Source organism: Arthrobacter sp. StoSoilB13 (assembly GCF_019977255.1).
GTDB lineage: Bacteria > Actinomycetota > Actinomycetes > Actinomycetales > Micrococcaceae > Arthrobacter.
The window spans coordinates 1,592,655-1,607,568 of the sequence record NZ_AP024647.1 but is presented as its reverse complement, the minus strand read 5'-3'; the positions used below and the strand labels follow the sequence as shown (position 1 = coordinate 1,607,568).

Sequence of the window (14,914 nt, the reverse complement as noted above, 5' to 3'; positions counted from 1 at the left end):
AGGCGTCCACCGGCACCGCGACGACGGTTGCACGCCACGGCACCCTAGTTCTTAGTCCATGAATCAGCTCATGAAAAGGAGAGTCCGAGTGTCGGTCTCGATTAAGCCTCTTGAGGATCGTATTGTTGTTCGCCCGCTCGAAGCAGAGCAGACCACGGCTTCCGGCCTGGTAATTCCGGACTCCGCACAGGAGAAGCCGCAGGAAGGCGAAGTTGTTGCAATCGGCCCCGGCCGCTTCGATGACAACGGCAACCGCGTGCCGGTTGACGTAGCTGTTGGCGACGTCGTTATCTACTCCAAGTACGGTGGAACCGAAGTCAAGACCGGCGGCAACGAGTACCTCGTTCTGTCCGCCCGCGACGTCCTTGCGATCGTCGTAAAGTAACTTCCTGGAGCCCCGCACCGCAGCCGCGTTGGAATCATTCCGACCTTCTGCGGTGCGGGTTTTCTGTCTTGAAAGGACACAACCATGGCAAAGCAGCTTGCTTTTAACGATGCTGCCCGCCGGTCTCTTGAGGCCGGTATCGACAAGCTCGCCAACACTGTCAAGGTGACGCTTGGCCCGCGCGGCCGCAACGTCGTGCTGGACAAGAAGTGGGGCGCTCCCACGATCACCAACGATGGCGTGACGATCGCCCGCGAAGTTGAGCTTGACGACCCCTACGAGAACCTTGGTGCGCAGCTTGCCAAGGAAGTAGCCACCAAGACCAACGACGTCGCTGGCGACGGCACCACCACCGCTACGGTGCTGGCGCAGGCACTGGTCAAGGAAGGCCTGCGCAATGTTGCTGCTGGTGCCGCGCCTGGCGAGATCAAGCGTGGCATCGAGGTTTCCATCGAAGCCATCGCAGCCCGCCTCCTGGAGAACGCCAGCGAAGTGCAAGGCACCCAGGTTGCCAACGTTGCCGCTATCTCCGCCCAGAGCGACGAAATTGGCGAACTGTTGGCCGAGGCTTTCGGCAAGGTGGGCAAGGATGGCGTCATCACCATCGAAGAGTCCTCCACCACCCAGACCGAACTCGTCCTCACCGAAGGCATGCAGTTCGACAAGGGCTACCTCTCCCCGTACTTCGTCACTGACGCAGAACGCCAGGAAGCCGTCCTCGAAGACGCCTTGATCCTGATCAACCAGGGCAAGATCTCCTCGCTGCAGGAATTCCTGCCGTTGCTGGAGAAGGCGCTGCAGGCCTCCAAGCCGCTGTTCATCATCGCCGAGGACATCGAAGGCGAAGCCCTGTCCACGCTGATCGTCAACCGCATCCGCGGCACCCTGAACGTCGTCGCCGTCAAGGCTCCCGGCTTCGGCGACCGCCGCAAGGCCATGCTCCAGGACATCGCTACGCTCACTGGCGCGCAGGTTGTTTCCCCGGACCTTGGACTTTCGCTGGACACTGTTGGCCTTGAGGTACTGGGTACGGCTCGCCGCATCACGGTCACCAAGGACAACACCACCATCGTCGATGGCGCCGGAACCGAGCAGGACGTTGCCGACCGCGTGGCCCAGCTGCGTGCCGAGCTCACCCGCACGGACTCCGACTGGGACCGCGAGAAGCTGCAGGAGCGCCTTGCCAAGCTGGCTGGCGGCATCGGTGTCATCAAGGTTGGCGCCGCCACTGAGGTTGAGCTGAAGGAAAAGAAGCACCGCATCGAGGACGCCGTTTCCTCCACGCGTGCAGCCCTTGAAGAAGGCATCGTTTCCGGTGGCGGTTCCGCGCTCATCCACGCCCTGAAGGCACTGGACGAGTCCCCGGCCGTCAAGGGCCCTGGAAGGTGACGCGGCAGCAGCTGTTGGCATCGTCCGCCGCGCCTTGATCCAGCCGCTGCGCTGGATCGCGCAGAACGCCGGCTTCGACGGCTTCGTCGTCGTTTCCAAGGTCTCCGAACTCGAAGCCAACCACGGCTTCAACGCCAAGTCCGGCGAGTACGAGGACCTGATCGCCGCCGGCGTGATCGACCCCGTCAAGGTCACGCGCTCCGCACTCCGCAACGCCGCTTCCATCGCTGCCCTGGTTCTCACCACCGAGACCCTGGTTGCCGAAAAGCCGGCCGAGGAAGAAGACGCACACGCAGGCCACCAGCACTAACAGCCTGTTCAAAAAAGCCCTGGTCACCTTCGTGTGGCCAGGGCTTTTTTGTCAGGAACGCGCAGGTTCCCCGGAGCCGCGGGGACCTATTGTGGGACTTACGACGGCGGCGGTACCCTGACGCTAATACGGCGGCTTGGGTGCGCCAACCGGGTTGCTCCCGGTCGCGGAATGAGTGTTCACTATGTCGGTCACAGCCTTGGATATGGGCCGCTCGGCATTCTCCGAGCGTCGCTGGAGCGATGCGCTGGACTGCCTTGCCCGGGCCGATTCCGAAGGTGGCTTGCCTGCCCGGGACATGGAACTGGTGGCATCCGTGGCAATGCTGCTGGGCCATGACGATGACGGAGTGAAGTACCTGACGCGGGCCCATGAGGAATTCCTGACGTTGGGCGACATGGCCGGTGCGGCGCGCTGCGCGGCGTGGCTGGTGCTGTTCCTCATGGACATCGGGGAGCCCGCGCGAAGTTCCGGTTGGATGTCCCGCGCCCAGCATCTGATTGCCGAAATGGAAGAGCCCACCGAAGCGGAGGGCTATCTCCTCATCCCATCCGCCCTGGGTTCCCTTTACGGAGGAAATCCGGAGGCCAGCCACGAACTGTTTGGCCGGGCCTTTGAAGTGGGCCGGCGTTTCCACGACAGGGATCTCATGGCGTTGGGCCAGCTGGGCCTGGGCACAGCCAGGATTACACTCGGCTCCCCGGACGAGGGATTGCAGCTCCTCGATGAAGTGATGTTGTCCGTCACCGCCGGCGAGGTCTCGCCCATACCTTCCGGGATCATCTACTGTGCGGTGATTGGAAGCTGCAGGCTCGCTTTGGATGTCCATCGCGCCCAGGAATGGACGACAGCCTTGGAACGGTGGTGCGGAGACCGGCCGGACATGGTGATGTTCAGTGGGCAATGCCAATCGCACCGCGCAGAGCTGTTCATCCTGCATGGCGCCTGGGACGAGGCCTTGGCTGCGGCCCGCATCGCCCAGGACCGTTCGCGTCGGGGCGATCCGGAAGCAGCCTGGGGAGCTTGGTACCAACAGGGGGAAGTCCTCCGCCTCAGGGGCAGGTTTGACGAGGCTGAAGCAGCCTACGCCAAGGCCGGGGAGACCGGCTTTGAGCCATTGCCTGGCCTTGCGCTTCTACGTATGGCCCAGAACAAAACGTCCCAGGCGCAGGCCATGTTGCACCGTGCAATGTCCGGAGCAGATCCGGCCAACCGCTGCAGGCTGCTTCCGGCGGTGGTCCAGGTGGAGCTTGCGGCGGGAGACGTCGTCGCAGCCCGAGAGGCCGCGGATGAACTCGCAGCACCGCTCCACGAAGCCAGCCGCCCCTTGGAGCGGGCGCTATCAGCCCAGGCGGAAGCGAGCGTTCTCTTGGCCGAGGGGAGTGCCGAAGCCGCACTGATGACCGCCCGGAAGGCTTGGCGGCTTTGGTACAGCCTCGAGGCTCCGTATGAGGCTGCCCGGTGCCGGTTGTTGGCCGGTCGTGCGTGTGCCCGGCTGGGCGACCCCGACTCTGCCGCCATGGAATTCGAAGCGGCCGCAGCCGAGTTCGCGGAACTCGACGCAGCGCCTGCCCTGGCCGGGGTGCTGGGTCTCAAAGCGGGAGCCGGAACGGTGAGTGGCGGCGATGGTTCCATGCCCACTGCCCGTGAACTGAACGCCCGTGAACTGACTGCCCGTGAACTTGAAGTCCTGAGGCTTGTCGCCGACGGAAAAGCCAACAAGTCCATTGCCCGGGAACTGTATCTCAGTGAAAAAACCGTTGCCCGCCATGTCAGCAACATCCTCAGCAAACTCTCCTTGCCATCCCGGGTTGCTGCCACCAAATACGCGTTTGAGCACCACTTAACCAACTGATGCTCTATCACTTCCCACCGCTTTTCTCCCGATCTTCTCTCACATACTGCAGGGTTTTCCCGAACGCTCTATCACTTCCCGGCATGCGCATAAATACCCATGCCCATTCCAGCAGGATGCGTCATTTGGCCGACGCGGCAAGGGGCGCCGGACTCATAGCTTGGGCTTATGAACATTCCACTGCTCGCCGGCACCGTATCCACCGTGCTCTTTGCATCCAGCATGCTGCCCATGTTGTTCAAGGCAGTCCGGACCAAGGACCTGGCCTCCTACAGTTTGAGCAATATCACCCTGACCAACATCGCCAATGCCGTGCACTCGTTCTACGTCTTCGACCTTCCGGCGGGGCCGGTGTGGCTGCTGCACACGTTCTATGTGGTGACGTCGGCACTGATGTTGGTGTGGTGCCTGCGATACCGGAAGGCTCCCACTGGAACCCCAGCAACTGAAACTCCAGCAACGCGGGGTCACTTAAGGCCCATGTCGGCCGCTGCCATAGACCATAAGTGACCCCGCGTTGACCAGTAATGAGAAAGGAAAAGCCATGAAAAAAGCTAGTGACCCACAGTTCGATACCGTGATCGTAGGCGGTGGCCAGGCCGGCTTGGCGCTCGGCTATTGGCTGGCCAAAGGGCACCACGACTTCGTCATCCTCGACGAGAACGCCAGGACCGGCGATTCGTGGCGGCAGCGGTGGGATTCGCTCCGTCTCTTCACGCCGGCCAAGTACGACGGTTTGCCGGGCATGCCCTTCCCAGGCGACCGCTTGGCGTTCCCGAGTAAGGATGAGTTGGCGGACTACCTCGAAGAATATGCACGGCGGTTCAGTCTTCCCGTGGTTCCCGGGGTCCATGTTGATGGAGTGACACAAGAGGGTGATCGCTTCCTTGTGAGCTCCGGTGACAGGTCCTGGACCGCCAACAACGTAGTGGTTGCCACCGGAGGGTATCGCCTGCCCAAGCGGCCTGCATTCGCGAATGAGCTGGATCCGGGCATCGTGCAGCTTCACTCGCAGGAATACAAGAATCCCGGGCAACTCCAACCTGGACCAGTGCTCGTTGTCGGGCTCGGCAATTCCGGCGCGGAGATTGCCCTCGAAGCCAGCAGGACCCACACCACGTTGTTGGCGGGCAAAGCCAGTGGCGAAATCCCTGTTCGCCATGGACGCGCTGCAGCCCGGTTTGTGCTGCCTGTGATCCGGTTCGCAGGCCTTCACGTCCTGACGCTCAACACACCGGTTGGCCGGAAGGTGGCGCCGGCATTCAAGATGATGGCGGCACCTTTGATCCGAACACGTACCAAGGAACTGCGTGAAGCGAAGGTGGAACTGCTGCCAAGGATAGCCGGCGTAAAGCAGGGCAAACCGTTGCTGGAAGAGGGCCGGACGCTGGACGTGGCGAACGTCATTTGGTGTACCGGATACCGGGAGGACTACTCGTGGCTGAAGCTCCCGTACCAGGACGGAGAGGGGGCGCCGGCCCCACAAGAGGGGAGTAGTGGAATCTGTCCCTGGACTCTATTTCATCGGCCAGGAGTTCCTGTTCGCTGCAGTCTCGGCAACGCTTCCAGGAGTTGGCCGGGATGCCCGTTATCTGGCACAACGAATCACAGTCGACCGGCAGCTGATGGTGGGGCGTCGGCCGGCCTTGACCTAGTTTTCCGGGCCTTCAGACACAGTGCCTTGGCACAGGCAACGCACAGTTTCATCTTTGCAAATGCATAGTCCAACCTGAGCTAATAGACACTCGTAAGGCGGTTCCGCAGACCGGCCCGACTGGGGCCGGAGCCCGGAACAGCGTATGATGGATGCTTTGTGCAATAGCCTTGAGGAACTGCCTAACGTGACTACATCAACGATCCGAATGCCCGCCCGTCCCAACAGGCGGGCTACCGGTCCCGTTGTAAAGTCCACCTTCCGGCCCGAAATCCAGGGCCTCCGCTCCCTCGCTGTCCTCATGGTGGTGAGCTACCACATCTGGATTGGGCGGGTGTCAGGCGGGGTAGATGTCTTCCTGCTGATCTCGGCATTCCTCATGACTCTTCAGTTCACCAGCCGCTTCAAACAGCGGCGCCCGATGGACTTGCTGCGGCACTGGCTGCACTTGTTCAGGCGCCTCCTCCCGGCAGTCGTGGTTGTACTCTTCGGAACATTGGCTGCTACTTTTGCTTTCCTGCCTCCCACCCGCTGGGTAGAAGTGGTCAATCAGGCTTGGGCCTCACTCTTCTACTACGAGAATTGGCTCCTGCAGACTCTTGCGGTCAACTACTACGCAACGGACCACAGCCTGGCCAGTCCAGTGCAGCACTTCTGGTCGCTTTCCATCCAGGGCCAGATATTCATTCTCTGGCCGGTGATCTTCGCCGTGATGGCGGTCATCTGCCGCAAATTCGATCTCCGGTACCGGGCTTCGCTCGCGTACGTTTTTGCGCTCATCTTCGTCGTTTCCCTGACGTACTCCATCATCTTTACGGCCAACAACCAGGCGGTGGCGTACTTCGACACCTTCGCCCGCCTGTGGGAGTTTGCCCTCGGAACCCTTGTTGCCTTGATTTTGCCTGCCTTGGACTTTTCCAAACCTGTCCGCGTGGCGATGGGGTGGATCGGCGTGGCCGCCATGCTCAGTTGCGGCATCCTGCTGCAGGTCCAGACGGCGTTCCCGGGCTTTGTTGCACTCTGGCCTACCCTGGCTGCCGTTGCGGTGATTGCAGCGGGACAGACCGGTAGCCGCTTCGGCGTGGATCGGATCCTGAGCTCCAGATTCCTTGTTCGGCTGGGCGACAATTCCTATGCCCTCTATCTCTGGCACTGGCCCATCCTGGTGATCGCGTTGGCTTGGAGCGGCAAGGATCATGCGGGTTGGCTTTCCGGCACGGCGATTGTGGCGTTGGCACTGGTCCTGGCGTTCCTGACCACGAAGTATGTGGAGAAGCCATTCCGGGAGTGGAAGTGGCCCGAGGTGAAGCGTCGCCGGGCAGCCATCTCGATCGCGGTGTGCCTTGCCGTGGCGTGCACGCCGTTGCTCGGTTTCCAGTACAAGCAGTACCTGGACCAGAAGGCCGCTGACACGCAGGCATTCAACGACAACCCGGGAGCACATGCCCTCCTGCCCGGGTACGTGGACCAGGTCAGCCCTGACGCCAAAACGCTTCCTACCGCAGAGCAGCTACCTGAGGACTGGGCACATCTGGGTGGGACGTGCGAGGGAGCGTCCCAGCCGGAAGACAAGACCCTGCAGGAGAACTGCCAGCAAAACGGCGTGGGCGATGACGCCACCAAGAGCATCATTGTCTTGGGTGATTCCCATGCCCAGCAGTGGCTGGCCGCGCTCGGTCCCCTCGCTGAGGCTGAGCACTGGAAGGTCACGGCCCTCCTTTTGGGCGGATGCCCGTTCATGCCGGAGAACCCCGACGCTGACCAGCACTGCAATGATTTCAACTCGGCGGCTTTCAAGTATGTGGCAGCGCACACCCCGGATTCCGTGTTCATGGTGGGCACCAAGGCTGCCCCGTCATCACCGGATGAGGAGTTGGTGTACGGCTTTGAACAGTCGGTCACCAACTTCAACGACCTCGGCATCCAGGTGGTGGCCATCCGTGACAACCCCCGCTATGACCACAACGTCACCGAGTGTGCCCTGTCCAAGGGCGTGGACAGCCCTGACTGCAAATCCGACCAGCATGACGTCCTGGCAGCGGAGAGCCCTTTCGCGGCCGTGCAGGGAAAGTTTGGAAATGCCGCGTTCCTGGATATGACGGATCTCCTCTGCAATGGTGTCCAGTGCCCCAGCGTCGTAGGAAATGTCTTCGTCTACCTGGACGATAACCACTTGTCCAAGACCTACGTCACCAGCATGGGTGAGATGTTCGATGAAAGGTGGTTTGCCGCGACGGGGTGGGAGCGATGAGCGACGTGAAAGCAACTGCACCCTTGGGTGGCAACCCCACCACAGCGAGGCCCACGACGGCGGAACGCACCTTCCGCCCCGAGGTTCAGGGCCTGCGGGCCTTGGCTGTGTTGATGGTGGCGGCTTACCACATTTGGCTGGGCCGGGTGTCCGGTGGTGTCGACGTCTTTTTGCTCATCTCGGCTTTCCTGCTGACCCTGTCCTTTACGCGGAAGCTCGAAAACCACAAGCCCCTGAGGCTCCTGCAGCACTGGCTCCACGTGTTCAAGCGGCTGCTGCCCGCCGTCGTTGTTGTCTTGTTGGCGGTTCTGACCGCAACGTGGGCCTTTGTCCCGCAGAGCCGGTGGCCGGATGTGCTCGCCGAGGCCTGGGCCTCCCTGCTGTACCGGCAGAACTGGCAGCTTGCGGATTCTGCCGTTGATTATTATGCCCAGGACCACTCCGGGGCCAGTCCGCTTCAACACTTTTGGTCCCTGTCCGTCCAGGGCCAGGTCTTCATTCTGTGGCCGCTCATTTTCGGCGCCGTAGCCCTGCTGCAGCCGCAACTGGCAAAGCTGTTCCCAGGCCGAAGGGTCATGGAACACCGGCAGTTGCTGTTCATGGCGTTCGGCCTGGTCTTTGTGGCCTCGCTGGTCTATTCGATCGACCAGACGGCGAACAACCAGGCCTATGCGTATTTCGATACCCGGACAAGGCTGTGGGAATTTGCGCTGGGTTCCCTGCTGGCGCTTGCTCTCCCGTACCTCAAACCGGGTCGGCGGCTCCGGGTATTCCTGGGTTGGGCAGGACTGGCCGCCATGCTCTCGTGTGGCTTGATCCTGACTGTCGACCGTTCCTTCCCGGGATTCGTGGCCCTCTGGCCCACGCTCGCCGCCGCGGCCGTTATCGTCGCCGGCCAGAGCAACAGCCGCTTTGGTGCGGACCGCGTGCTCAGCTCAAAGCCCCTGGTCCTGGTGGGCAACAATTCCTACGCCTTGTACTTGTGGCACTGGCCTGTCCTGGTGTTCTTCCTGCTCGTCACGGAGACCACAAGTCCCAACCTCCTGCAGGGCCTGGGCATCATGGCGGTATCCATGATGTTGGCCGTTGCCACCACGCGGTATGTCGAGGTGCCCATGCGCCGCTGGCAGTGGCCGGACGCACGGTCCTGGCGGGCCCGCCGTCGTCGTTGTTTCCTGCGGTGCGCTGCTGGCGCTTCCGATGACCGCCTGGCAGGGTGCCATCGCCGCCGAAAGTGTGGCGATTGCGGACCAGCCCAAGGAACTGACGCCCGGTGCCGCAGCGCTGTCGCCTGGGTTCGCGGGCCAACCGACGCCCGAGGCAATGATCATTCCCGCACCCGCCGCCATGAACGATGAATGGGCGGACATCGATGGCCTGTGTACTGGCGCGAACGTCCCGTCAGATCCGTTGCTGCAGGGTTGCCTCCAGAATAATGAACCGGCAGTGGTGACCAAGAGGATCGTGGTCCTGGGCGATTCCCATGCCCAGCAGTACATGGCCGCCCTGGGACCCATCGCCAAGGAGCATGGTTGGGAAGTGGTCACTCTGCTGAAGGGGAACTGCCGGTTCGGTGCGGACTCTCCTGAACGCACCAGCGAATGCAACGACTTCAACAAGGCAAGTGCCGCCTACGTCATGGAACACAAACCCGATGCAGTGTTCACTGTGGCGTCACTAACTCATGTCACGGCCCCTTTCGAGACCGAAGTGCCCGGCTATTTGGAAGGCATCAAGCCCTTCACGGATGCCGGAATCGACGTCGTCGGCGTGCGCGACAACCCGCGGTTCAGCATCAACATGCCCGAGTGCGTGCAGAAGAAGGGCCCTGATTCGCCTGACTGCAACCCTCCCTTGGAGGATTCCCTGGCTGCGTCCTCGCCCTTGGACGATTACGCGGGCAAGGTGGATCGGTTGTACCTGATGGACATGAGCGACTTCATCTGTGAAAAGGGCACGTGTCCGGCAGTGGTTGGGAATGTGTACGTCTACAAGGACGACAACCATCTCACCAAGACCTATGTACAGAGCATGATTCCCATGTTCGAGGAGCGGCTCCTCGCCGCGACGGGCTGGTCTGAGCGCTAGCCTCGCCATCCGCAGGAGCATGCAACGCACGACGCCGGCCTGCCGCCAGTGCCGTTGCTCACACTCAGGCGTCGCGGAATATGGCGATCGCCGCGGAGGTTCTACTATTTATTCAATACCCGAAGCACCTTTGCCTTGCAGTACCTCATGCACAGGCCAGTACTTTATGCACAGGCCAGTCCCGTAATGACGGGCTGGTCATCAGTTGCAACCCCTACCAGTTATAGCCCCCGGAACCCAGGTAAGAGGCCGCACTCATGACCCAGCCCGAACACGATCCCTTTGGCTTCGTAGGCCTGACCTACGACGACGTCCTGCTCCTGCCCGGGCACACCGACGTCATCCCCTCGGACGCGGACACGTCCTCCCGCATTTCCAAGCGGATTACGGTGCAGACGCCGTTGCTGTCTGCTGCCATGGACACCGTCACGGAGTCCCGTATGGCCATCGCGATGGCCCGCCAGGGCGGCCTGGGCGTAGTGCACCGCAACCTGTCCATCGATGACCAGGCTGAGCACGTTGACCGCGTCAAGCGCAGCGAGTCCGGCATGATCACCAACCCGCTGACCATTGGCCCGCAGGCAACGCTGCAGGAACTGGACGAGCTGTGTTCCCGCTACCGCGTCTCCGGCCTTCCCGTGGTGGACACGGACGGGCGCCTGCTGGGCATCGTGACCAACCGCGACACCCGGTTCATTCCCGAATCTGAATTCCCGCTGCGCAGCGTCAGCGATGCCATGACCAAGATGCCGCTCATCACCGGCCATGTGGGCATCAGCCGCGAGGAAGCCTCGCACAAGCTGGCCACCAACAAGATCGAGAAGCTCCCTCTCGTTGACGAGCAGGGCCGCCTCAAGGGCCTCATCACCACCAAGGACTTCACCAAGGCAGAGCAGTACCCGCTGGCCACCAAGGACGACGAAGGCCGCCTGCGCGTAGGTGCCGCCATCGGCTTCTTCGGTGATGGCTGGGAGCGCGCCATGAAGCTCATCGACGCCGGTGTGGACGCCCTGTTCGTGGATACGGCCAATGGCCACTCCCAGGGCGTGCTGGACATGATCCGTCGCCTGAAGTCGGATCCGATCGCTGCGCACGTGGACATCATTGGCGGCCAGGCTGCCACCCGCGAAGGTGCCCAGGCACTGATCGACGCCGGTGCCGACGGCATCAAGGTAGGCGTTGGTCCGGGCTCCATCTGCACCACCCGTGTTGTTGCCGGTGTCGGCGTTCCCCAGATCACGGCCATCTACGAATCCGCGAAGGCTGCCATTCCGGCGGGCGTGCCGCTGATTGCCGACGGCGGTCTCCAGTACTCGGGTGACATCGGCAAGGCGCTGGTCGCCGGTGCCGACACCGTCATGCTCGGCTCACTGCTGGCTGGTTGTGAAGAGTCTCCCGGCGAGCTTATCTTCGTCAACGGCAAGCAGTTCAAGAGCTACCGCGGCATGGGCTCCCTGGGCGCCATGCAGTCGCGTGGAAAGAACACGTCCTACTCCAAGGACCGCTATTTCCAGGCCGACGTTTCCGGCGATGACAAGCTCATCCCGGAAGGCATCGAAGGCCGCGTCGCATTCCGTGGTCCGCTGGCATCCGTGGCCTACCAGCTGGTGGGCGGCCTCCGTCAGACCATGTTCTACACCGGCGCCCCCACCATTGCCGAGCTCAAGGCACGCGGCAAGTTCGTCCGGATTACGCCTGCCGGCCTGAAGGAATCGCACCCGCACGATATCCAGATGACCGTAGAGGCGCCGAACTACGGTTCCCGCTAACCATCATCAGTTCCTCCCGGCTGTTCCCTGTGGATCCTTCCATGGGGAACAGCTGTTTAAGGGCCGCAACGGAAATGTCCGTGGGTAGGAATAGGCTGGGGACATGTCCGAAAAGCCCGCACAACCGCGGCATCCGGAGTCAGTCCGGCTGAATTCAGGCACAGCGCCCCGCAAGCTTGCCCTCCGGCCGTACGCACGCGCCGTCGGGCAGGTCCTGAAGGTCAGTTTCAAGGCATCACCTGTTGCAGTCATCATGAAAGTGGCCGGGTCCCTGATTTCGGCCACGCTGCCGCTGGTCACCACCTACTTCGCCGCGTTGACCACCACCGCGTTGGCCGCCGGTTACGCGGGAGATCCCGACGCCGGTCCGCGGGCGGTACTGTACGTCATCATTACTGCGGCGCTGGGGCTGTTCTGGGGCGCCTTCAGTAGCGTGGACCGGTACATCCAGCAGCTGATGAGCTTCAAAGTGGGGGCAATCGTTGGCGACATGATGTATGAGCGCTTTCTGGCGCTGGAGTTCTGGCGCTACGACGACAAAGAAACGGTGGACCTCTACGATCGCGCCAAGCGGTTCTCCGATTCCTACGCCCGGGTCCTGGACAGGATCGCGGCCATCTTTACGCAGTTGGTTTCAGTCATCCTGGCAGTCGGTGCGCTGTTGTTGGTCAGTTGGTGGATCGCCGTCATTGTCCTCATTGCAATCGTCCCGAGCGTCTACCTGCAGTTCAAGCTCTCAAGGGAGCAAATAGCCCACTGGAATACCCAGGTGGATTCCCGGCGGCAACGGCGCATGATCGAGACGAACCTCCTGCGTCCCCAGCACATTGCCGAGATGCGGCTTTACGGGATCGTGGGCTATCTGATGGACCTGCGATCCCGGCTTCGGGACGCTGACGAGCGCAGGCGGCTGGACTTCCAGAAGCGCTACATCCCCAAGCAACTCGCAGCGGACGCCCTGCAGTATGGTGCCGAAGTTGTGTCCTTGATCTGGGTGGTGGGACAAATCATCGCCAGGGCCCAGCCGGTAGGGCAGTTCCTCTACATCCAGCAGATCGTCAGCCGGGCTCTATCCACCGCCAACAACCTGGTCTCCTCACTGAGTTCCATCGACGAAGACCTTGCCAACCTCAAAGACTACGAGCTTTTCATGGCGCTTCCTGTGCCCAGCGGCTACGAGCCTCCCCTGGTGAAGTCGCCTTCCGTAGTGGAAATGCGGGACATCCGATTCAGCTATACGGGGAGTGACATTGAGGTTATCAAGGGCACATCCCTGACCATCAGGGCGGGCCAGCACATTGCCATAGTGGGTGAGAACGGTGCAGGAAAGTCCACGCTGATCCGGATCCTGGCTGGCCTGTACCGGCCGGATTCAGGCCAAGTACTGCTCGACGGCGTCGATCTCACCGGTATCGACGTGACCAGTTGGCACCGGCACCTCGCGGTGCTTAGCCAGGAGTTCCTGAAGTATGAATTCGCAACCGCGGCGGAGAACATCTACCTGGGCGATGTCGATCAACCGCGGGACGAGCAACGCATCCGAAGGGCAGCATCGGACGCCGAGGCCATGGAGTTCATCAACAAGCTGCCCAATGGCCTGGAAAACCATGTGAGCAATTGGATGGAGGATCCCCGCGGACGCAAGGGGAGTGGCCTCTCCGGCGGGCAATGGCAGAGACTGGCCATGGCCCGGAACTTCTACCGGGATGCCTCCTTCATGGTCATGGACGAACCAACGTCGGCCATTGATGCTTTGGCTGAGCACCGGATCTTCACACGCCTTTTCGCGGACCGGAACAGCACCATCATTGCCATCAGCCACCGGCTGGCCACCATCGAAAAGGCGGACGTTGTGTACATGCTCGAGGGCGGGCGCATTGCCGAACAGGGGACCCACAAGGAGCTTGTGGCGTTGAGGGGCCGCTACTTCCGGATGTTCGAATCCCAGCTCACAGTGGAAGAGACCAGCCAGAACACCCCGTAGGAGCAAGTTGGAACAAAACGGTGGCTTGGTCTTGGTGGGATAAACTCGAGCAGTGACTTATGAGATTGAGATTGGCCGTGGCAAGCGTGGGCGTCGTGCCTACTCCCTGGATGACATCGCGATCGTTCCGAATCGTCGGACGCGTGACCCGAAGGACGTCTCTGTCTCCTGGCAGATCGACGCCTATAAGTTCGATATGCCGGTGATTGCCGCCCCCATGGACTCTGTGATGTCGCCGGACACGGCCATTGCCTTGGGCCGTTTGGGTGGTCTTGGCGTCCTGGACCTTGAAGGCCTCTGGACCCGGTACGAAAACCCACAGAAGGTGCTCGACGAGATCGCCGGCCTGGCCAATGAAACCAGCAGCCCGGCCGTCACCCGCCGGATGCAGGACCTGTACCAGGCGCCCATCCAGCCAGAGCTCATCAGCTCCCGCCTCGCCGAGATCCGCGCCGCAGGCGTCACTGTTGCCGGTTCCTTGACCCCGCAGCGGACACAGGAACACTACAAGACCGTGGTGGCCGCCGGCGTCGATATTTTCGTCATTCGTGGAACCACCGTCTCCGCGGAGCACGTGTCCAAGAATCATGAGCCGCTGAACCTTAAGCAGTTCATCTACGAACTCGATGTCCCTGTGATCGTTGGTGGAGCGGCTGGTTACACACCGGCCCTGCACCTCATGCGCACGGGTGCCGCCGGCGTCCTCGTTGGCTTCGGTGGAGGTGCTACCACCACCACGCGCCGTGCGCTGGGCATTCATTCGCCCATGGCATCGGCTATCTCAGATGTCACTGCGGCCCGCCGTGACTACATGGATGAGTCCGGTGGGCGTTATGTCCATGTCATTGCCGACGGCGGCATGGGCAGGTCGGGCGACATCGTCAAGGCCATCGCGATGGGAGCGGATGCCGTAATGCTGGGCAGCGCCCTGGCCCGCGCCGAAGAAGCTCCGGGCCGCGGCTGGCACTGGGGTCCGGAGGCGCACCACCTCGAATCGCCCCGCGGCGACCGCGTCAACGTTGGCACGGTCGGATCCCTGGAGGAAGTCCTCTTCGGGCCCGGGCACCACACCGATGGCACGTCCAACCTCATTGGCGCACTGCGCCGGTCCATGGCGACCACAGGATATTCCGACCTCAAGGAGTTCCAGCGCGTGGACGTCGTAGTATCCCCTTACGCGGGCAACTAAGACTTCCGCCAATCGGGACTTCTGCCAATCGGACCGGGCA

Annotated in this window: 8 protein-coding genes and 2 pseudogenes; all 10 read left to right on the top strand. The window is 61.9% G+C overall.

From position 1 onward, the window contains the following. The first annotated feature begins 88 nt into the window (after positions 1-88). The 10 genes and pseudogenes from groES to LDP01_RS07490 all read left to right on the top strand — a co-directional run bounded on the left by groES (position 89) and on the right by LDP01_RS07490 (position 14,874). Complete coding sequence (groES, locus tag LDP01_RS07535) at positions 89-385, top strand: co-chaperone GroES (protein ID WP_011775524.1); 297 nt, start codon at positions 89-91, stop codon at positions 383-385. Positions 386-469: 84 nt separating this feature from the next. Next, positions 470-2,084, top strand: a pseudogene (groL, locus tag LDP01_RS07530) (chaperonin GroEL). 184 nt (positions 2,085-2,268) lie between these two features. Then, positions 2,269-3,939: a response regulator transcription factor gene (locus LDP01_RS07525; RefSeq protein ID WP_224088265.1), complete on the top strand. Its 1,671-nt coding sequence runs from the start codon at positions 2,269-2,271 to the stop codon at positions 3,937-3,939. A gap of 168 nt (positions 3,940-4,107) precedes the next feature. Continuing rightward, the gene (locus LDP01_RS07520) at positions 4,108-4,449 is read left to right on the top strand and encodes a hypothetical protein (protein ID WP_224088264.1); all 342 of its coding nucleotides are present in this window, start codon (positions 4,108-4,110) and stop codon (positions 4,447-4,449) included. Positions 4,450-4,483: 34 nt separating this feature from the next. Next, positions 4,484-5,662 (top strand): flavin-containing monooxygenase, encoded by a 1,179-nt coding sequence (locus tag LDP01_RS07515; protein WP_346658869.1) that lies wholly within the window; start codon positions 4,484-4,486, stop codon positions 5,660-5,662. 139 nt (positions 5,663-5,801) lie between these two features. After that, a complete protein-coding gene (locus LDP01_RS07510; protein WP_224091113.1) occupies positions 5,802-7,844 on the top strand; it encodes an acyltransferase family protein in 2,043 nt (680 codons plus the stop codon). Beyond that, positions 7,841-9,932: pseudogene (locus LDP01_RS07505) on the top strand (acyltransferase family protein). The gene LDP01_RS07510 and the pseudogene LDP01_RS07505 overlap by 4 nt, the downstream one beginning before the upstream one ends. A 257-nt stretch (positions 9,933-10,189) precedes the next feature. Then, positions 10,190-11,701 (top strand): IMP dehydrogenase, encoded by a 1,512-nt coding sequence (gene guaB, locus LDP01_RS07500; protein WP_223933862.1) that lies wholly within the window; start codon positions 10,190-10,192, stop codon positions 11,699-11,701. A gap of 103 nt (positions 11,702-11,804) precedes the next feature. Then, on the top strand, positions 11,805-13,685 hold the full coding sequence (locus LDP01_RS07495; protein ID WP_224088262.1) for an ABC transporter ATP-binding protein: 1,881 nt from the start codon (positions 11,805-11,807) through the stop codon (positions 13,683-13,685). Positions 13,686-13,737: 52 nt separating this feature from the next. Beyond that, positions 13,738-14,874, top strand: a complete 1,137-nt coding sequence (locus LDP01_RS07490; RefSeq protein WP_224088261.1) for a GuaB3 family IMP dehydrogenase-related protein — start codon at positions 13,738-13,740, stop codon at positions 14,872-14,874. Positions 14,875-14,914 lie beyond the last annotated feature (40 nt).